Annotated in this window: 12 protein-coding genes; 9 read left to right on the top strand and 3 right to left on the bottom strand. The window is 70.0% G+C overall.

What is annotated here, in order from left to right:
* Window positions 1–34: 34 nt before the first annotated feature.
* Window positions 35–2,824: a hypothetical protein gene (locus tag WMF28_RS31320; protein WP_437597055.1), complete on the bottom strand. Its 2,790-nt coding sequence runs from the start codon at window positions 2,822–2,824 to the stop codon at window positions 35–37.
* A complete protein-coding gene (locus WMF28_RS31315; RefSeq protein WP_437597054.1) occupies window positions 2,821–4,986 on the bottom strand; it encodes a hypothetical protein in 2,166 nt (721 codons plus the stop codon). The genes WMF28_RS31320 and WMF28_RS31315 overlap by 4 nt, the downstream gene beginning before the upstream one ends.
* Window positions 4,987–5,318: 332 nt before the next feature.
* On the opposite strand from WMF28_RS31315, the gene WMF28_RS31310 reads away from it, so the two are divergent.
* From WMF28_RS31310 to WMF28_RS31300, 3 genes are all read left to right on the top strand, one after another.
* Entirely contained in the window at window positions 5,319–9,344 is a 4,026-nt protein-coding gene (locus WMF28_RS31310) for a chemotaxis protein CheB (RefSeq protein WP_437597053.1), read from the top strand.
* A gap of 118 nt (window positions 9,345–9,462) precedes the next feature.
* Window positions 9,463–10,290, top strand: coding sequence for an SDR family oxidoreductase (locus WMF28_RS31305; RefSeq protein ID WP_437597052.1), 828 nt, complete (start codon window positions 9,463–9,465; stop codon window positions 10,288–10,290).
* Window positions 10,291–10,614: 324 nt separating this feature from the next.
* Window positions 10,615–10,740, top strand: a complete 126-nt coding sequence (locus WMF28_RS31300) for a hypothetical protein (RefSeq protein ID WP_437597051.1) — start codon at window positions 10,615–10,617, stop codon at window positions 10,738–10,740.
* A 320-nt stretch (window positions 10,741–11,060) separates the two neighbouring features.
* Here the strand turns inward: WMF28_RS31300 and WMF28_RS31295 are convergent, their stop codons facing one another.
* On the bottom strand, window positions 11,061–11,318 hold the full coding sequence (locus WMF28_RS31295; RefSeq protein ID WP_437597050.1) for a hypothetical protein: 258 nt from the start codon (window positions 11,316–11,318) through the stop codon (window positions 11,061–11,063).
* A gap of 394 nt (window positions 11,319–11,712) precedes the next feature.
* On the opposite strand from WMF28_RS31295, the gene WMF28_RS31290 reads away from it, so the two are divergent.
* The 6 genes from WMF28_RS31290 (at window position 11,713) to WMF28_RS31265 (ending at window position 19,697) form a co-directional block, all read left to right on the top strand.
* On the top strand, window positions 11,713–13,968 hold the full coding sequence (locus WMF28_RS31290; protein ID WP_437597049.1) for a prolyl oligopeptidase family serine peptidase: 2,256 nt from the start codon (window positions 11,713–11,715) through the stop codon (window positions 13,966–13,968).
* Window positions 13,969–14,284: 316 nt separating this feature from the next.
* The gene (locus WMF28_RS31285) at window positions 14,285–14,917 is read left to right on the top strand and encodes a DUF6151 family protein (protein WP_437597048.1); all 633 of its coding nucleotides are present in this window, start codon (window positions 14,285–14,287) and stop codon (window positions 14,915–14,917) included.
* A 43-nt stretch (window positions 14,918–14,960) separates the two neighbouring features.
* Entirely contained in the window at window positions 14,961–15,128 is a 168-nt protein-coding gene (locus WMF28_RS31280) for a hypothetical protein (RefSeq protein ID WP_437597047.1), read from the top strand.
* 282 nt (window positions 15,129–15,410) lie between these two features.
* Window positions 15,411–16,919: an amidohydrolase family protein gene (locus tag WMF28_RS31275; RefSeq protein ID WP_437597046.1), complete on the top strand. Its 1,509-nt coding sequence runs from the start codon at window positions 15,411–15,413 to the stop codon at window positions 16,917–16,919.
* 444 nt (window positions 16,920–17,363) lie between these two features.
* Complete coding sequence (locus WMF28_RS31270; protein WP_437597045.1) at window positions 17,364–18,575, top strand: porin; 1,212 nt, start codon at window positions 17,364–17,366, stop codon at window positions 18,573–18,575.
* A 42-nt stretch (window positions 18,576–18,617) separates the two neighbouring features.
* Window positions 18,618–19,697, top strand: a complete 1,080-nt coding sequence (locus WMF28_RS31265; RefSeq protein ID WP_437597044.1) for an ABC transporter substrate-binding protein — start codon at window positions 18,618–18,620, stop codon at window positions 19,695–19,697.
* Window positions 19,698–19,705 lie beyond the last annotated feature (8 nt).

Raw genomic sequence — 19,705 nt, 5'->3', positions numbered from 1 at the left:
GGGAGCGGCGGTCGACCGCCGCGGAGAGCGCCGCTCACCGGGGCGGCGCTTCGAGGAACCACGTCGGCGAGATGTACCCCTCCGTCGTCGCCCCCGACATCGGCGCCGTGCAGTCGTCTGCCGCCTTCATCGCGGTGAGGGCGACGGCGTCCTTGTCGGGCGTCTTGCACTCGTCGTAACCGTACGGCGCGCCCAGGCTGCCGGTGAAGAGCTTGCACTGCTCGTCGGAGAGCACCGCGTAGTGCAGGTGCGAGTTGTCCCGCGGCCCGACGACGAGATCACAGTCGAAATCGTTCGAGGACGTCGGGCACTCCACCCACTTCTCGGCGAAGTTGAGGTTGTGTAGGCGAGGGATATCGTTCCAGCGCACCACCTTCCCGAGCACGTCGTCGGTCGTCACCTCCTGTCGCGCCACGAGGTCCAGCCCCAGCCCGTCGACGTCGAGGTGGCCATAGAAGGAGCAGTAGCGCTCTCCGGTCTCGTCCTTGGGCGGGTGCTCCACAAGCGCCACGCCGAGGTATTGCGACCTGTTGATGCCCTTCCAGAGGAGCCTGCCGTTGGCCACTGGATGCACCTCCGCGCCCGCCGTGCCGCCCGAGATGACGAGATCCTCGCCGAGGTGGCGGCCGCCGTAGTCCTCGGCCACGACGCCGAACCCCCGGATCACGCGGCTGTCACGGAGGGGAGCCATCCGCTTGTCGCCCCCGGGCCGCTTGCATTCGTCGCTCTCCGGGTCGTTCTTCTGGCAACCGAACGCGCAGTACACCGAGCGCTCGAAGCGGTATTCGCGGTCCCATGAGCGCCCGCCCCGGCCATCGCCCTCGGTGCCGTCACACGGCTTCGTGACGGTCTTCCCGCCCTCGACGCGCGTGCAGTACGCTTTGCAGAAATACAGCATGTTGGGGTCGCCCGCGGCGCGGCCGGCGAGGTTGTGCCCGCAGTACGCCGGGTCGTTCTCCGTGACGTTCCGGTTGCCGTTCAAGCATGGGTTCCAGTGCTGCTCGAAGCTCGCGTCATCGCACGTGAGGCCCTCCGCGCTGGCGAAGTACGCGCAGACGGGGGTCTGCGCGCCGTACGGGTCGGGGCTGCAGACGCCGCAGGAGGTGCCGCAGGAGATCCCCGTGGCGCGCCAGCCGTCAGGGCGGTTCAGCCGGCGCTCGTCGCACGCGAGCACCTGCCCGCCCGGGCCGCAGATCTGCGAGCCCAGGCGGAGCGAGCGCGCGGGCACCGGGTTCCCCTGGTAGTCGACGGTCGGATCGCACTCCGACGTGATGCTCGGCGTGGGCGTGGGATCCGGCATGCCGAACGGCTGCTGCTCCGACTGCCCGTCGCACCGGTCGCTGTTGCTCCCGGGATCCCTGAGCCCGCAGCCGCTCGGGCACTCCTCGTACGGGACGGGGCGCCCCACGACCGCCGCCGTGTCCCCCGCCGAGGGCGGGCACGTGGTCGAGGCACCGAACTCGTAGGCGCAGCGATAGAGGGTCCCGACGCGACCGGTGATCTCGTGCTGGCCGCAGAAGAGATGCTGACAATCGTTGTACCCGTTGTTCCCACCGGGGATGTGGAAGTACTTGAGGTCGCGCGCCGGCTTGCACGACGCGTCCTCCGGTGGGCACGGGCGGCTCACCGGCGGGCACGACTCGTCGCAGCGGTCCCAGTCGCGGAGCTTCGGCGCGTTCGCGGCGGACTGGAAGCCCGTCACTTCACGGTAGCGCACGGGCGGGATCTCCCGTACAGGCATGCACGCGCCGCTCCCGTCCCGCGCGCCGCAGTCGTGGTAAGGCACGGGGCGCGCGCCGGGGCCCGGGCAGGAATAGAGATGATCCGCCCGGCCATGGATGCGGAGGTCCCGCTCGCCCGCGTTGATGGCGAGGTCCTTGTTGGCGCGGCCGCCGAACACCTGATCTCCGCAGAAGGTCTGGCCCGGCTCGACGCCCTTCCACTGGCCATCGTTGTCGCGGAACTCCACCGGACATCGGCCGAGCTCCGCGCCCGCCTCTCCCGTCGACTTGCCGGGATCGCAGGGGAGGTTGAGGTCGATCCAGCCTTCCTCCCCGCACACCCAGCGGCTGCGGTTCCCGACGCCGAGACCGCACACCTCCTCGCCGCAGGCCGTGATCGTGACCTCGCGGCCGGAGCTGTCCTGCACGCCGCGGCACGCCGGGCAGGCGCCTCGCGGCTGATTGCATGAGAGCCCGAGGCTGCGCCAGCCCTCGGCCGAGCACACCTGCCTCGCGCCGGCGTTGCCGACGCCCGTGGGAAAGCAGAGGGTCATCCCGCAGCGGGGCGGGATGCGATCGCCCCCCGGGATGGGCGGGCTCGGGCACGGGCACTCGCCGCTCGCCGCGCCGGTGCAGGCGCCGTCCTCGCAGCCGCCCGGGCAGATGCGCCACGAGAGCGGGATCTGCCCCGCGCCGGGACACTCGTAGAGCGCGGCCGGCTCGCCGTTGACCACGTCCTCGCCGCAGAACGTCCCGTTGGCCGTACACGCGAGCTCGCCGCACCGGTTCTCGGGATAGCTCCGCCACGTGTCGGCGGCGGTGTCGCCGTCGAGGCACTGATAGGCGATGAGGTCGCGCCCGCACACGAAGGCGTCGCAGCGGGTCTCCTCGGGCGGGATCGGCTCGTTGTTGTAATAGAAGCCCGCGGCGCACTCGCACGCGTCGCTGTCGGCCTGCGGCCCGAGCGGCGGCGGCGCCATGGCGCCCGCCGGCGGCTCCTGACTGCAGCCCACGCCGAGCAGCCCTCCGCCCACGAGCAGGAGGGCGGTCGCGCCGCACAGACGCGCGAGCGAGCGACGGGCGGGTCGATGAACGGGGCTCATTTGGCGATCCTCCGCAGGTCGCCCGCCTGGGTCGCCCAGTAGACGAACGCCTCGTCCACGGCGATCGCGATCGCGCCGACCTGCCCCACGGCGAGCGTGTCCACGTCGCCGCCCGCCTTGGACACCTTGCGCACCGAGCCGAGGCGGTTGACCCAGTAGAGGGCCCCGCCGCCCTCGGGATCCACCGCGATCCCCGCCGGACCGGGCTGTCCGTCGGCGAGCGCCACGAGCCCGGCGCCGTCCTTGTCGAGCCGGAAGAGATAGCCGCTCGGCGTGCTCCAGAAGAGGTGCGCGGCGTCGGCCGCGAGGTACTGCGGCGTCAGGTTTGTGCGCTCGAAATCCTGCGCCGACGCGATCTGACGCCGCTCGGAGCCGTCCTTGCGGAGCTTCATGACGGTGCCGTCCGACCAGGTCCAGTAGAGGTGATCGGCGTCGGCGGCGAGCGCGCCGCCCACCTCGCGGGCGGCGCCGCTGATCTCGGCGGCGAGCTGCCCGGCGAAGAGCGCCTCGGCGCGGTACAGGCCGCCCTGGGAGAGCGACGTGAACCAGACCGCGGCGCCGTCGCTGACGACGGCCCACGGGTCGGGCACGCTCGCGGTGACCGTGGCCGCGGCGCCGGAGGGCGGGAACCGGAGCACGCCGGTGGAGCCGGTGACGAACGCGCCGGCGCCCGTCAGGGCGATGCCCTCGAAGCGCTCGCTCCCGCACGCCGCGGCGCCCGGCGTCGCGCCGGTGGCGAGGCAGGTCGTCGCGCCGGACGCCTTGTCGACGCGGACGGCGATGCCGCCGGCGGGCTGGAAGCCGACGACGTAAACGGAGGTGGCGTCGACCGCGAGCGCGGAGGGGACCGCGAGGCCCGAGGCGAGCTGGAGCGCGCCGGGGCCGCACGTCCCGTCCTCGCAGGCGCCGCCGGAGCAGCTGTTGCCGCAGGCGCCGCAGTGGAACGGGTCGGCGGCGAGCTCGACCTCGCAGCCCGTCGAGGGCGCGCCGTCGCAGTCGGCAAAGCCCGCATCGCACGCGAGCACGCACGCGCCCGCCTCGCAGGCGGCCGAGGCGTTCCTGTCGCTGCAGGCCTCGCCGCAGCCGCCGCAGTTGTCGACGTCGCTCTCGAAATCGACCTCGCAGCCGGTCGCGGCGTCGCGATCGCAGTCGCCGAAGCCGAGGTCGCAGGCGAGCGAGCACGCCCCGGCCGCGCAGGAGGGGACGGCGTGCTGGTCGCCGCACACGTTCCCGCAGAAGCCGCAGTTGTCCACGTCGCTCGACGTGTCGCCGCAGCCGCCGCCCGCGCCGCCGCCGCCGTCGCCGAGGCACAGGCCGGCGGCCCGGGCGGCGCCCTCGAACGCCTCGCAGCGCGCGCGGCTCCCGGAGAGCGCGCTCAGATCGCACTCGTGGGCGAGCGTGGGCTCGAGCGTGCCGCAGCAGGTCTCGAGCAGCGCGTCGCACGCGGCCGCCGAGGGCGGCTCGCCGCCGCCGAGCGTGGGGCAGCGGCCCGCGTCCGCGGCGCCGCTCAGGTAGTCCACGCAGAGGTCCGTGTCCGCCTCGGCGGCGAGCTCCTCGCAGCGCTCGCGCGCTCCTCCAGGGAGCGAGGGGCAGCATCGGTCGGCGAGGTAGCTGCAGCTCTCGGCCGCGTGATCGGCCCCCTCGCAGAAGCCGCTCGCCTGGGCGTCCCGCTCGAGGAAGCCATGGCAGAGCCCCTCATTGCCGCGGAATCCGGTGGCGTGACAGGCGGACTCGAGCTGCGCGGGCAACGACGCACAGCAGTCGTTCAGCAGGCCGGCGCAGCCCGGGCCGTAGGGGACGCCGTCCGGCGCGGCGCCGCCGCCGCAGAACCCGGCCGCGCTGGCGCTGCCGGCATAGTCGTCGCACGCGGCGTCGTTTGCCGCCGCCGCCGCCGCGTCGCAGCTCGCCCGGAGCTCGGCCGGGAGCGCGGGACAGCAGGCCTCGCTCAGGTGGCCGCACCCGCTCCCGCGCCCCCCCGGCGCGCTGCCGCAGGCGCCGAACGCGGTGCCATCCTCGTTGCATTGCTGCGCGCCGAGCGCCCCGTCGGGGAGGAAGCACACGGAGCGCGCGCCCGGGGCGCAGAGCTGGTCATCACCGCAGCCGGGGCCGCCGTACGCGAGCGCCGACACCACGAGACACACAGAGAGCGAAGGTCGACGCATGGCTGGAGCGCACGATGCTCGCGGCGCGCGCTCGCCGTGTCAACGCTCGCGACGAGCGCTGTTCCTGGAGGTCCGGCGGAGCTGCGAGGTGCCCGCCCGGCGGCGTGACGTGGCGCGCGGCCGTCAGTTCCTCGCTCGTGTCGGACATCGACTCCGCAAGACCACCACAGGTGGCGCACAGCGTGACATTTTGTCACACGTCGGACGCCCATTGGTCGCCCAAATTCCGAGGATCTGGCCCCGGTGAAGGCCATTTGAGAGCGGTCACAGCCTGGGCATGCTTGCTGCCGTTGAGGTCGGCTATGTCGACCGAACGCGATGTGCGCGACCCCATGACGACGAGACCCCGCGCAGCCCGACCCGCCGTGGCGCCTTACGTGGTGGGGATCGGCGCCTCGGCGGGGGGGCTCGAGGCGCTCGAGCACTTCTTCGACAACATCCCGAAGGAGAGCGGGATGGCCTTCGTCGTGGTCCAGCACCTGTCGCCGGACTTCAAGAGCCTGATGGACGAGATCCTCGGGCGCCGCACCGAGCTGCCCATTCACCTCGTCGAGAATGGCATGCTGGTCGAGCCCGACCACATCTATCTGATCCCGCCGAAGAAGGAGATGATCATCTCCGGCGACCGCCTCCTCCTCAGCGAGCGGGACCGCGACCAGGAGCTCGCGCTGCCGATCGACGTGTTCTTTCGATCCCTCGCGCAGGACTGCGGCCCGCGGGCGATCGCCGTGGTCCTCTCCGGGGGTGGGAGCGATGGCTCACGGGGGATCCGCGCGGTCCACGAGGCGGGCGGCCTGGTCGTCGTGCAGGACGTCGACAGCGCGCAGTTCGATGGGATGCCGAAGACCGCGCGTGACGCCGGCGTGGCCGACTGCGTCCTGCCTCCCCAGGACATGCCGCGCGTCCTCCTCGAGCACGTGAGGTCCGAGGGGCGCCGGCCGGAGCGGAGCGCGGCCGGCGTCGATCAGGGGATGAGCGCGGTCTACACGATGCTCGAGGAGCAGTTCGGCATCGACTTCACGCACTACAAACCGAGCACGGTCACCCGGCGCATCGAGCGACGAATCCAGCTCGCGCACACGGACGATATCGAACAGTACATCAAGCGCCTGAAGAGCGAGTCGAGCGAGCTCGACGTCCTCTACCGTGACCTCCTCATCGGCGTGACGCGCTTCTTCCGGAACGAGGAGGCGTTCGACATCCTCGAGCAGGAGGTGCTCCCCGAGCTCCTGCGCGCGGGGCCGCGCGACGCGCCGTTCCGCGTGTGGGTCGCCGGCTGCGCGACGGGCGAAGAGGTCTATTCGCTCGCCATCCTCCTCCACGAGCTCACGTCCCGGAGCGGCCACCGCCCGTTCAAGATCTTCGCGACCGACGTGCACCACGGATCGCTCGAGGTCGCGACGCGCGGGCTCTACGAGGAAGAGGCGGTGGTGAACGTCTCGCCCGAGCGCCTCGACCGGCACTTCATCCGGCGCGGGCGCAGCTACCAGATCGTCCCCGATCTGCGCCAGGCGGTCGTCTTCGCGCACCACAACGTGATCAAGGACGCGCCGTTCACGCGCGTCGACTTCATCAGCTGCCGTAACATGCTCATCTACCTCCAGCCGGCGGCGCAGCAGAAGGTCCTGAGCCTCTTTCACTTCGCGCTGAACCGCGGGGGCGTGGTCCTCCTCGGGCCCAGCGAGACCCCGGGGCACCTCGCGCACGACTTCGAGATCGTCGACAAGCAATGGCGGATCTACCGGAAGTACAGCGACCGGCGGATGCAGGTCGAGCCCCGCTTTCAGCCGGCGTCGCCGAAGGGCCAGAGCGCCCCGCGCTCGGGGATCAACGCGCCCGTCGCGCGCCACCCGGTGTCGCACTTGCTCGGGACCTACGACGCGCTGCTCGACGAGTTCATGCCTCCGAGCCTGCTCGTCAACGACGCCGGCGAGCTCGTCCACGCGTTCGGCGGCGCGAGCCGGTTCCTGAAGGTCAAGGATGGCAGACAGGGGCTCGACGCCTTCGAGATGCTGGATTGCGACCTCAAGATGGTGCTGACGGGGGGCCTGCAGCGCGTCATCAAGGAGCGCACGGCGATCGTGTTCAAGGGGGTGCAAGCGGAGGGCGGCGTCTACAAGATCACGATGCGCCGGGCCGAGAGCCGACGAGGTACCTTGCCCCACGTCCTGATCACCTTCGACGCGATCGAGGGGGCGCCGCGGCGGGCGGCGATCCCGGAGAAGGAGATCGACCTGGACGACGTCTCGCGCGAGCAGCTCGGCGCGCTCGAGGCGGAGCTCGGTTACACGAAGCAGACCTTGCAGGCGACGACCGAGCAGCTCGAGGCGAGCAACGAGGAGCTGCAGGCGGCGAACGAGGAGCTCCTCGCCTCCAACGAGGAGCTGCAGAGCACGAACGAGGAGCTCCAGAGCGTCAACGAGGAGCTCTACTCGGTGAACGCGGAGTACCAGCGGAAGATCGCCGATCTCACCGAGCTCGGAAACGACATGGAGAACCTCCTGTCGAGCACGGACATCGGCACCATCTTCCTCGACAAGGAGCTCAAGATCAGGAAGTTCACGCCGCAGATCGCGGAGAGCTTCAACCTGCTCTTGCAGGACGTGGGCAGGCCGATCGAGACGTTCACGTACGCGGTCGACCACCCGGAGCTCACCGAGGATCTCAAGCGCGTGCTCGCGACGGGGGAGCGCGTGGAGCGCGAGCTGCGCGATCGGCACAATCGCTCGTTCTTTCTCCGCATCCTCCCCTACCGCGCCAAGGGCACCGTCGCGGGGGTCGTGCTCACGCTCATCGACGTGAGCGGCCTGAAAGCGGCGGAGGACGCGCTCTTCCACGAGCGCTATCTCCTGAATAGCCTGCTCGGCAGCGTGCCCGACGCGATCTACTTCAAGGACGCGCGCGGCCGGTTCATTCGCACGAACCACGCCATGGCCGAGCGCCTCGGCCTCTCGGATCCGCGCGAGGCCGCGGGCAAGACCGGCTTCGAGCTGCCGGGGCACCGGACGGCGCTCGCCGTTCACCAGCAGGACGAGGTGGTGCTGCGGACCGGCGAGGCGCAGCATTACAAGCTGGAGAGGCGCTTGGGGCAGGATGGCGGCGTGGAGTGGGACCTCGTCACGCGGCTCCCGCTCATCGATGCCGCGCACCGCATCGTGGGCATCATCGGGATCTTCAGGAGCGTCACCGCGCAGAGGCGGTCGGAGGAGCAGATCAAGGACGCCGTACGAAGGCGAGACGAGTTCCTCGCCATGCTGTCGCACGAGCTCCGCAACCCCCTCGGCGCGATCGTCCACGCCACGGCGCTGCTCAAGGAAGATTGCGCCGCGTCGAACGGCGCGTCCGGGCTCGACGAGAAGGTCTTCCAGATCCTCGAGCGTCAGTCGGCGCAGATGGCGCGGCTGCTCGACGATCTGCTGGAGGCGAGCCGCGTCACGCAGAACAAGATCGAGCTCCGAAAGCGCGTGCTCGACCTCGGCGCCGTGGTGAAGGACGCCGCCGACGCGGTCAGGAACCTCATGGACACGCGCGGCGTCGATTTCACGGCGCTCGTCGATCCCGAGCCGATCTGGGTCGAGGGCGACCCGGCGCGGCTCCAGCAGGTCCACGTGAACCTGCTGAACAACGCCGCAAAGTACACGTCGCGGGGCGGTCATGTCACCCTGGAGGCCAGGCGCGTGGACGGGCACGCCGTGGTCCGTGTGAAGGACGACGGCGTCGGGATCCCGAAGGAGATGATCGACACCGTGTTCGAGCTCTTCGTGCAATCGAGCCGCACCCTGGACCGGTCGGCAGGAGGGCTCGGCGTGGGGCTCACGCTCGTCCGGGGCCTCGTCGAGAAGCACGGCGGCACCGTGAGCGCGCGCAGCGACGGGGAGGGCAAAGGCAGCGAGTTCGAGGTGCGGCTGCCGATCACCGAGCGGACGTCCGAGAAGGAGGCGACGCGCGGCTCGCACCTCGAGAAGTTCCCGAGGGGATCGCGGATCGTCGTCGTGGAGGACAACGCCGACAGCCGCGAGGCGCTCTGCGCGCTCCTGGCGCGCGCCGGGTTCGAGTGCCATTCGACGGACCACGGGATCTCGGGGATCGAGCTCATGGACGAGGTGCTCCCGCACGTCGCCATCGTGGACATCGGGCTGCCCGGGATCGACGGCCTCGAGTTCGCGCGCCGCGTGCGCGAGAAGCGCCAGCACGAGAACGTCTATCTGATCGCGCTCACCGGCTACGGGCAGCAGGGCGACCGCGAGAGGGCGCGCGGAGCCGGGTTCAACGAGCATCTCGTGAAGCCCGTCGATCTCGCCACGCTCAAGCGGCTGCTCGCCGACAGCGAGCCGATGGCCGGCGAGCGCCGCGCCTGAAGCGCTCGCCTTGATGGGCGTTCTGGCAGGCGCTCCGGGGTTTACCCGCCCGGCGGCGTGAGGGTCAATCGGGCGGTCGGCCTTGCGCTGGCCACCAGAACCTGAGAAAGAGAGCGGCATGAACGGGAAGATCTGCGTCGTCACCGGCGGCAACACGGGTATCGGCAAGGAGACGGCGCGTGGGCTGGCGCAGCGTGGCGCGACGGTGGTGCTGGCGTGCCGCGACGTGAACAAGGGCGAGGCCGCGCGCGACGACATCGCGCGCACCACCGGCCGCGGGGACGTGGCGGTGATCGCGCTGGATCTCGGGAGCAAGGCGAGTGTCCGGGCCTTCGGAGAGGAGCTCCGCGCGAAGCACGATCGACTCGATGTCCTGGTGAACAACGCGGGGGTGTGGCCGCGCTCGCGCAGCACGACGAAGGATGGGCTCGAGGCGACGTTCGGGGTGAACCACGTGGGCACGTCGCTGCTCACGCAGGAGCTCCTGCCGCTGCTGAAGCGGAGCGCGCCGTCGCGGATCGTGGTCCTGTCGTCGGCTGTGCACTACCGCGGGCAGATGGGCTGGGACGATCTGCAGTTCGAGCGGCGGAAGTACAGCGCGTTTGCGGCCTACTGCCAGTCGAAGCTCGCGAACGTGCTCTTCACCAGGGCGCTCTCGCGGCGGCTCGAGGGCACCGGCGTCACGGTCAACGCGGTCCATCCGGGCGTGGTCGCGACGGAGCTCTCGCGCGATTACCCGAAGCTCGTCCTGAAGATCCTCAGCCTGTTCATGCTCACGCCCGAGCTGGGCGCGGCGTGCTCGCTGCACGTCGCCACCGCGCCGGATCTCGCCGGGGTGACGGGAGAGTACTTCGAGAAGAGCCGCATCAAGCCGGCGGCGGCGGCGGCGCTCGACGAGGCCGCGCAGGAGCGGCTCTGGAAGCTGACGGAGGCGCTGGCGGGGTAGTCGCCGCCGCGCGCTGGCCGCCTGGTCGCGCCGGAGCCCACACGAAACGTGGCGCCCGAGCCCTCGCCAGCGCCCTCGTCGAACCCTGGATGGCAGAAATCCTGGGAGACGAAGCTCCACCGGAAGACCTTTGTCACCGCCGCCTTCGTCGCCTTGCCTTCCACGTACACGCCGGCCGACAGCGACTCGAGGAGGGCCAGATCCTTGTCGGTCACGCCAGGACCCAGCCACTCCTTCACCTCGAGGTCGTCGTGGTGCTCGCGGTGCAGGGGCCCGATATAGTAGAAAAAGCCGCACTCGCCGGTGGCGAGGACCCTGGAACCGATGCCGGTACCTGAGGTCGAGTCGATAGAACTCGACGCCGAACAGGACGGCGAGCCCGTCGTCGTCCTCCTCCCCGAGGAGATCATACGATCCGAGTCAGCCCCCGGGTCCTTTAGAGATGGCTGACGAATTCTCGCGCTCGGCCCTGCCGCGCAGGCGGTATGCGCTCAGGTGCGCCGATCGCCGCCGCTGGCCGCATGCGCGAGCACCCGCGCGGCCGGGCAAGCTCGACAACCGCGGGCGGCTCAGCGGGAGAACGACGTCATCGGGGGCGGTTCGAGCGAAGGAAGACCGGGGGCCGCGCGCGGGCGGCAGATTCCGTTCGTCCAGCTGTGGCACAAGCGCTACGAGAGCGACAAGGCACACGCATGGCTGCGCGGGCACACGCGCGAGACCCTTCAGGCCATCTGTCGTGGAGAGAGGTAGCTCAGGAGCACAGGCTCCTTCTATTCGCCTTCTTCCGCCGGCGGAGGCCGCTCGCCCGCGGCGACCTGGAGCTCGCGGACGATCGACAGCAGGGCCGGACAGCAGAAGCGCTCGACCACGGAACCGTCGGAGGCGAGCTCGAAGCTCGGCGGCCCGCCGTGCATCGGGCAGGCCACCTCGGCGTACTTCGACTCGAGATCTTTCAGAACGCTGTCGTCGACCTCGCGGACCTCGACGTCTGCGGTCGCGGTCGCTCCCTCTTTCTCGTATGTCGCCATGCGACGCACGCTAGCACGAAGCGCGTCGCTGCCCGCGGCGCCTGAGCGACCTCTGCCATCGAGGCAGGGCGCTGGAGCCCGCGCGGTCGACCCAGGCCAGCTCGCAAGCAGCCCGCGCGATCCTGGGCGCGCCGCCCGAGATCGAGAGACAAAATAGCAGCGCCGCCGGGCGCCTCGGGGGGAAGCGGAGGCCGCCGGCGGTGCTGGTCGGGAGATAAGCATCCCCCGTACCAGGTCCATCCCTGCGGATTTCCCCGCATTTTTGTCTCGGACATCGACCTGCGGTTTCGATCCTGCGAGGGCGGCCTTGCACCGTTGCAGGACCGCGAGGCGCGCCCGCCCGCCGGGCCGATTCTCTTCCGCGGCGGTCGTGGTGGGGGCTAGCTTCGACGGCATGAACCGCCTGCGCACGATCTCCGCCATCACCCTGGCGCTGCCGCTGCTCGCGGCGTGCAGCGCGCCTGCGCCGAGGCCGCCGGACGGACCGGCCGCGGCCCCCGGCGCCGCGGCCCCGCCGCCGCTCGCTGCGCCCGCCGCGTTCCCGGCAGGGGGAGCTCGCCTGCCGTACCCGCAGACCGCGAAGCGGCCGGTCGCGAACGAGTACCATGGCACCAAGGTCGTCGACGACTACCAGTGGCTCGAGGACGCGAACGCTCCCGAGGTCCAGCGCTGGATCGCGGAGCAGAACCGGCTCTCGCGCGGCTACCTCGACGCGCTGCCCGCGCGCAGCGCGGTCCGGGCGCGCGTGCAGGAGATCCTGTCGGCGACCTCCGCGAACTACTACGCGCTCGACGACGCCGGCGGGCAGCTCTTCGCGCTCAAGGACCAGCCGCCCAAGCAGCAGCCGTTCCTGGTGGTCCTGAGGTCGGCGAGCGAGCCCGCCTCCGAGCGGATCCTCGTCGACCCGGAGGTCGTCGACCCGAAAGGGCACACGACCATCGACTGGTTCGTCCCGTCGCGCGACGGCAAGAAGGTCGCTGTCTCCCTCTCCGAGGGCGGCACCGAGAACGGCACCGTGCGCGTCTACGACGTCGCGACAGGCAAGGAGACGGGCGACACCATCCCTTACGCGAGCAGCGGCACGGCGGGCGGCAGCGTCGCCTGGAGCGGCGACGGCAAGGGGTTCTACTTCACCCGCCACCCGCGCCCCGGCGAGCGCCCGCAGGAGGACATGGGCTTCTTCCAGCAGATCTACTTCCACAAGCTCGGCGCGCCGGAGAAGGAAGACACGTACTCGCTCGGCAAGGAGTTCCCCCGCATCGCCGAGGTGGAGCTCACGACGAGCGAGAGCGGCAGGCTCGTGCTCGCCAGCGTGCAGAACGGCGATGGAGGCGAGTACTGGCACTACCTCCTCGACGCCTCGGGCCGATGGACCCGCTTCGCCGACCTGCCCGACAAGATCATCCACGCCGGGTTCGGCGACGACGATCGGCTCTATCTCCTGTCGCGCAAGGACGCGCCGCGCGGCAAGGTGGTGCGCCTCGCGCCGGGCAAGCCGGATCTCGCGAAGGCGGAGCTCGTGGTGCCCGAGAGCGAGGCGGTGATCCAGGGCTTCTTGCCCACGAGGGGGCGGCTCTACGTCCGGGATCTGCTCGGCGGCCCGTCCCAGGTCCGCGTCTTCGATCTGAAGGGCAAGGCGCTGGGGACCGTGCCGACCCCGCCGGTCTCGTCGGTGCGGCAGCTCGTGCGCGCGACCGGCGACGACATCCTCTTCCGCGGGGTCAGCTACACCGAGCCGGCGGCCTGGTTCGCGTACTCGGCCAGGGACGGCAGGGTGACGAAGACGCCGCTCGCGATGGCCTCCCCCGTCTCTTATGCCGACGTGGAGGTCGCCCGCGAGACGTGCGCCTCGAAGGACGGGACCCAGGTGCCCATCAGCATCCTGCGCCGCAAGGACACGGTCCTCGACGGGACCGCGCCGGCGCTGCTCACCGGATACGGAGGTTACGGGCTCAGCGTATCTCCCGGGTTCAACCCGATCTGGCGGCTGTGGTTCGACCAGGGAGGGGTGTTCGCGGTCGCCAACCTGCGGGGCGGCGGCGAGTTCGGCGAGGCGTGGCACCGCGGCGGCAATCTGACGAAGAAGCAGAACGTCTTCGACGACTTCGCGGCGTGCGCGAAGCACCTCGTCGACCGGCGCATGACGAGCCCGGACCGGCTCGCGATCCTCGGCGGCTCGAACGGCGGCCTGCTGATGGGCGCGCAGCTCACGCAGCACCCGGAGATGGTCAAGGCGGTGGTCTCGCACGTCGGCATCTACGACATGCTCCGGGTGGAGCTCACGCCGAACGGGGCGTTCAACGTGACCGAGTTCGGCACGGTGAAGGACCCGGAGCAGTTCAAGGCGCTCCACGCCTACTCGCCGTACCACCACGTCAAGGACGGGACCGCGTACCCGGCCACGCTGCTCCTGACGGGCGCGAACGACGCGCGGGTGGACCCGTTCCACTCGCGGAAGATGGCGGCGCGGATGCAGGCGACCACGTCGAGCTCGGCGCCCATCCTGCTCAGGGCGAGCGGCTCGACGGGCCACGGGATCGGGACGCCGCTCGCGGAGGAGATCGAGGAGCAAGCCGACGTGTTCGCGTTCCTGTTCAAGCAGCTCGGGCTCGAGGCGGCGCCGGCGAAGGAGAAGGCGGCGCTCCGGTGACCGAGCGTCCGCGGCCGCCGGGGGGGGGCGGCCGCGGAGCCGGGCCGCTCCAGCCGGACGGGAACGTGCAACAGGCGTTGACGCCCACGAGATCGGTCCCACGTCGAGCGCAAGGGGAAGTGCAGGTGATGGCCGCCTCGGTGGTCGTCAGCGTGCCCGTGGTGGCCGGGTTTCTGCTGCTCCAGCGCTACCTCGTCCAGGGGCTCACCGCGGGCGCCGTGAAGACCTGAGCGGCCGGGACAGACGTTCGCGTCGATCCAGGCCCGCCATGATCAGGAGCTATGACGGCGCCATCGAGACATGATATGCGAGCTTCATGTCCAGAGACGTCGAGCTCCAGTGTCGTTGCGGAAAGGTCCACGGATGGCTGCGCGACGCTTCGCCGAGCACGGTGAACCGCGCCGTCTGCTACTGCGGCGACTGTCAGGCGTTCCTGCACCATCTCGGCCGCGCGGAGCTGCTCGACGAGCACGGCGGCTCGGACATCGTGCAGGTCGCTCCTTCGTCGATCTCGTTCGACCGCGGCAGCGAGCTCGTCACCGCCGTGCGCCTCACGCCGAAGGGCCTCTATCGCTGGTACGCGAGCTGTTGCAAGACGCCGCTCGGCAACACGGTCGCGCCGCGACTGCCGTTCGTCGGCATCGTCACCGAGCTGTTCCAGCACGCGCCGAGCGCGCTCCCGTGCGACGAGGTCTTCGGCGCGCCGCGCGGCGGGATCTTCGGCAAGTTCGCCGTCGGGGAGCCGCCTCCCGGGTCGGTGAAGCCGAACGTGCGCCTCCTCGCGCGCACGATCCGGAAGGTGCTCGGCTGGAAGCTGCGCGGCAAGGCGTGGCCACACCCGTTCTTCGACCGCGCGAGCGGCCATCCGAAGCACCCGATCACGGTGCTTTCCCCGGCCGAGCGCGACGCGCTGCGCCCGCTGTGCGGCCCGCGCCCCGCGCGCGGATGATCCACGCCACGAGCTCGCGCTTCGCCTCCAGCGCGCCGAGCCCGTGGCTGAACCCGGCGTCCCGCACCGCCTGGTGCTGCTGGCGCAGCACCCCGGAAGCACGGAACTGCTGCTGGCGCAGCACCCGCTGCCCGCTTCACGTGAGTTTCGTCCGTTAAAACGGATCCGGATCTTGGCACGCCGCCTGCATTTCTCTGCAATTACCAGCTGAGCACGCGTCGGCGAGGAGCGCGACCCCGGCTTCGAGGGCTCGACCACGAGCGACACGATGCCAGCCGCACCCGCTTGTCCTCATTCGCAATCCCATGAAGCACCTGTTGGTTCGCCTCGCCGCCGTGTCGTTCGCGTTGATCCGCCTCGTGGACCGCTGTCCTTCGTACGACAGAGAGGGCAACCCGAGGTAGCCGGCGCTCCGGCTCGATACGTCACCTTAACAGGCCAAGCGAACGCGGCCCGGCGGTCCTGCCGGCGACCGCGCGAGGAGAATACCATCATGGGAACCACGCAGTTCAAGAAGCCGTCGCGCTCGAGGGCGCTCCGCGCCAACCTCGATTACCCGGTCATCGACACCGACCTGCACACCATCGAGTTCGCGCCGATCCTGGAGGACTACATCGCGAAGTACGGCGGTGCGAGCGCGGTCGACGAGTTCCGCAAGGCCATCAACCAGGGCTTCGGCTACCTGAGCAACGAGTGGTACGAGCTCTCGCCGGAGCAGCGCGCCGCCCGGCGCGCGACGCGGCCGCCGTGGTGGGCTCTTCCGACGAAGAACACCCTGGACCTCGCGACGGTGTCGCTGCCCCGGCTGCTGCACGAGCGCCTGGAGGAGTCCGGGACGGACTACGCCGTTCTGTTCCCGAACGTCTCCACCTTCGCCACCCACGTGGGCAAGCAGGATCTCCGTCGCGTGCTCGTCCGCGCGGTCAACCACTACCACGCCGACGTCTACCGGCCTTACGCCGACCGGCTCACCCCCGTCGCCGCCATCCCGCTGCACACCCCGGAGGAGGGCGTGGAGGAGCTCGAGTTCGCGGTCAACCAGCTCGGCCTGAAGGTCGCGCTCATCCCGGGCAACCTCCGCCGGCCCATCCGGGAGATCGCCGACAAGTATCCGTCGCGCCACCATCCCGACGTCGCGCGGCACGCGAACTGGCTCGACACGTTCGGCGTGGACAGCGAGCACAACTACGATCCGTTCTGGGCCAAGGCGGTCGCGCTCAAGACCGTGTTGACCACCCACTCCGCGGGGATGGGGTGGACGAGCCGCAGCTCGGTCACGAGCTACATGTACAACCACATCGGCCACTTCGCCTCTGCCTCGGAGGCGCTGGCGAAGTCGCTCTTCTTCAGCGGAGTGACGCGGCGATTCCCGGATCTTCGCGTCGGCTTCCTCGAAGGGGGCGCGGCCTGGGGCGCGACGCTCTACGCCGATCTCGTCGGCCACTGGGAGAAGCGCAACGGAAAGGCCGTTCAGAACTACAACCCCGATCACATCGACGCCAAGCTGCTCCACGCGCTGTACCAGGAGTACGGCGGCAAGGAGGTCGAGGCGCGCCTCGGCGACATCAACGCCGTCCTCGGCGGCGCGCTCGGCGTGTCGAACAACTCCCGGAGGCAGCCGCAGGATCCGCGCGCGCTCGACGACTTCGCGGCGGCGGGCATCGAGCGGATCGAGGACATCCGCGATCGCTACGTGCCGAACTTCTACTTCGGCTCGGAGGCGGACGACCCGACCATCGCGTACGCGTTCAACACCAAGGTGAACCCGCTCGGCGTGCAGCTCAACGCCTTCTGGGCGTCGGACAGCGGGCACTGGGATGTTCCGGACCTCACCGAGGTGCTCGCGGAGACGTGGAGCCTCGTCGAGCGCGGGGCGCTGACGGAGGCGAACTTCCGCGACCTCGTGTTCACGCACCCGTACAACTTCTTCGCCGGCAAGAACCCGGAGTTCTTCAAGGGCACCGCCGTGGAGCAGAAGCTCCGGAAGGTGAAGGCGGCCTGACAGGCCGGGCGCCGCGCCGGGCTCGCCCTCATGAGCCCCGCGCGGCGCCGACGCGGAGCCGAGCCTCGAGCTCCGCAGGGCCCAGGTAGACCCGCCTGCGACACTCCAATCATGCGTGACGATACAACGAGCTTTCGGGATCGATGGATGACAACGTTTGACCCTTCGAAAAGAGCCTTATGGGCGGCCCTCGCGTGCGGGCTCGTCCTCGGCGCGGGACGGGCACACGCGCAGGGCGCACCCGGCGCTGCGCAGCCGGCGGCGCCCGCCGCACCCGGCGCTGCGCCCGCCGCACCCGATGCAGCGCCCGCCGCGCCCGCCGCAGCGCAGCCCGCCGCACCCGGCGCGGGCTCCCCTCCGGGGGACGCCGCGGCGCCGCAGCCAGGCGCCGGCGCCGCGGCGGCGGAGCCCGCGGCCGAGATACCGGACTACGATCCCAACGAGGTGACGCAGGACGATCTGCGGGGGTTGAGCTCCGATGTAGAAAATTTCAAGTTTCAATGGCAGCGCGAGCGTGACCTGCACACCGCCCGCACGACCCGCGGCCTCCTCATCGGGGGGGTCGTCCAGACGCGCGTCGGGTGGAGCGACGAGCCCGTGAACTCTGCGACCGTCAATGACCGCAGGGCGACGTTCAGCATCGGCGCGGCGCTCCTCTCGTTCAACGGCTCGCTCTATCGAGACTACGAGGAAGGGCGCAACCTGACCTACCAGCTGCGCTTCGGCGCCTCGCCGCAGCAGGCCACGAACAACAGCTTCCTCAACCTCCTCGACGCGCAGATCTCGTACTCTCCGGTCCCCACGATCAGCCCGGAAGAGTCCACCCTCCTGATCACCCTGGGGCAGCAGCTCTTGCCGTTCGGCCTGGAGGTGCCGGCCAGCGAGGAGCTCAAGCCGGTCATCACCAACGCCCAGTTCACGAGCAGGCTCGGGCTCGCCCGGCGCGACATCGGGCTCATCATCCGCGGCGACCTGTTCCCTCAGGTCGACTACGGCTACGATTACCGCGTCGGCACGCTGGCGTACGCGCTCGGCGTCATCGACGGGAACGGCCCCAACACGACCGACGACAACACCGAGAAGGACTTCATCGGGCGCCTCGCGTTCACCGTGCCGACCGACTACCACTCGTGGCTCCGGCAGATCACGCTGGGCGGGAGCGTCTATTTCGGCTGGCAGAACACGTTCCTCAAGGACGAGAAGAAGACGCTGTCGGGGAAGGGGATCAAGCGCCGGTACGGCGCCGATCTCTACTACAACCACTTCCCGTTCGGGATCACGTACGAGTTCATCTACGGCCAGGACGAGGTGACGCTCGGCACGACGGCCGAGGACCCGCGGAAGACCGAGCTGCAGAGCGTCTCGCACGTGGCGACGTTCTTCTACAGCTTCGGCGCGCAGTTCCTCAAGAGCATGAGGAACCAGGGGAGGTACGACGACTGGTGGCCGAAGACCTACCAGCCGTTCATCCGCATCGACACGTTCGATCCGGACATCGACCAGGCGAGGAGCCGCGTCGACACCTACACGCTCGGTCTCAACGTGTTCTTCGCGGAGACGTCGAAATTTCAGCTGAACTACAACAGGCGGAACGACCGCGCGGACACGCTCGGGGCGGGGAACGAGGTGCTCGCTCAGCTTCAGGGCGGCTTCTAGGCGCCATTTCGCCCGTAGACAGATGCAGGAAGAAGGCACTTCATGAAAAGACTTATCACGATACTGAAGCTCGCTTTTGTGGTGTTCCTGGCGCTCCCGGCGGGCGCGGCCCTCGCGGACGCACCGAAGGTCATCCGGATCGGGTTCGCCAGCGTCGGCGTCGGCAACCGGCCCGTCGTCGGCGGGAGCAGCCTGAGCGTGGTGCACGGGCGAGGGCTCCTCGAGGAGGAGTTCAAGCGCGACAACGTGAAGATCGAGTGGTCGTTCTTCCGGGGGGCTGGCCCCGCCGTGAACGAGGCCTATGCCAACGGCCTCCTCGACTTCGCGCTGCAGGGCGATCTCCCGTCGACCATCGGGAGGGCCGGGGGGCTGAAGACCAAGCTCCTCGCGGGGACGGCCATCCGGCAGCACACGTACCTCGCGGTGCCCGCCGACTCCCCGGTGACGTCGCTGGCCGACCTGAAGGGGAAGAAGGTCGCGATCTTCAAGGGGACGAACATCCAGCTCGCGATCGCGAAGATCCTCGCGGGGAGCGGGCTGACGGAGCGCGACCTGCGCGTCATCAACATGGACACCGCGACCGCCAAGGCGGCGCTGGCGACCAAGGACATCGACGCTGCGTTCGGTGGGACCGACCTCCTGTCGCTCAGGGACCAGGGGATCGTGAAGATCGTCTACTCGACAAAGAACCAGTCGCCGACGTTCCTCCGGAACGCTCACCTGATCGTCACCGAGGAGTTCGCGAACAAGTACCCGGACGCGACGAAGCGGGTGGTGAAGGTCCTCGTCCAGGCGGCCCACTGGGTCTCGGAGAACGAGAAGAACCCGGCCGCCGTCTACCAGCTGTGGTCGAAGTCCGGGGTGCCCTTCGCGAACTACAAGGAGGACCACACGGGCGAGTCGCTGAAGGTCCGTTCGAGCCCCGTCTTCGACGAGTTCCTGATCGCCCGCTACAAGAGCGCCGTCGCCGACGCGAAGAAGTTCGGGCTCATCCGGAACACGTTCGACGTCGACGCGTGGATCGATCAGCGCTTCCTGAGAGAAGCGCTCAAGGAGCTGAACCTCGAGCGCTACTGGCCTGAGTTCGACGCGGGCGGCAACCTGAAGCGCCCCGGCAGCTGAGCTCCGCT

This window comes from Sorangium sp. So ce590 (genome assembly GCF_051521365.1).
Classification (GTDB): domain Bacteria; phylum Myxococcota_A; class Polyangia; order Polyangiales; family Polyangiaceae; genus Sorangium.
Note: the sequence above shows the minus strand (reverse complement) of the source record. Positions and strands in the feature narration are given on the sequence as shown.

What these genes read in the sequence shown, in the direction of transcription:
- WMF28_RS31295 (WP_437597050.1), bottom strand. Translation starts at nt 11,318, where the DNA reads ATGGCGACATACGAGAAAGAGGGAGCGACCGCGACCGCAGACGTCGAG.
- WMF28_RS31275 (WP_437597046.1), top strand. Translation starts at nt 15,411, where the DNA reads ATGGGAACCACGCAGTTCAAGAAGCCGTCGCGCTCGAGGGCGCTCCGC.
- WMF28_RS31320 (WP_437597055.1), bottom strand. Translation starts at nt 2,824, where the DNA reads ATGAGCCCCGTTCATCGACCCGCCCGTCGCTCGCTCGCGCGTCTGTGC.
- WMF28_RS31290 (WP_437597049.1), top strand. Translation starts at nt 11,713, where the DNA reads ATGAACCGCCTGCGCACGATCTCCGCCATCACCCTGGCGCTGCCGCTG.
- WMF28_RS31300 (WP_437597051.1), top strand. Translation starts at nt 10,615, where the DNA reads ATGCCGGTACCTGAGGTCGAGTCGATAGAACTCGACGCCGAACAGGAC.
- WMF28_RS31315 (WP_437597054.1), bottom strand. Translation starts at nt 4,986, where the DNA reads ATGCGTCGACCTTCGCTCTCTGTGTGTCTCGTGGTGTCGGCGCTCGCG.
- WMF28_RS31265 (WP_437597044.1), top strand. Translation starts at nt 18,618, where the DNA reads ATGAAAAGACTTATCACGATACTGAAGCTCGCTTTTGTGGTGTTCCTG.
- WMF28_RS31305 (WP_437597052.1), top strand. Translation starts at nt 9,463, where the DNA reads ATGAACGGGAAGATCTGCGTCGTCACCGGCGGCAACACGGGTATCGGC.
- WMF28_RS31310 (WP_437597053.1), top strand. Translation starts at nt 5,319, where the DNA reads ATGACGACGAGACCCCGCGCAGCCCGACCCGCCGTGGCGCCTTACGTG.
- WMF28_RS31285 (WP_437597048.1), top strand. Translation starts at nt 14,285, where the DNA reads ATGTCCAGAGACGTCGAGCTCCAGTGTCGTTGCGGAAAGGTCCACGGA.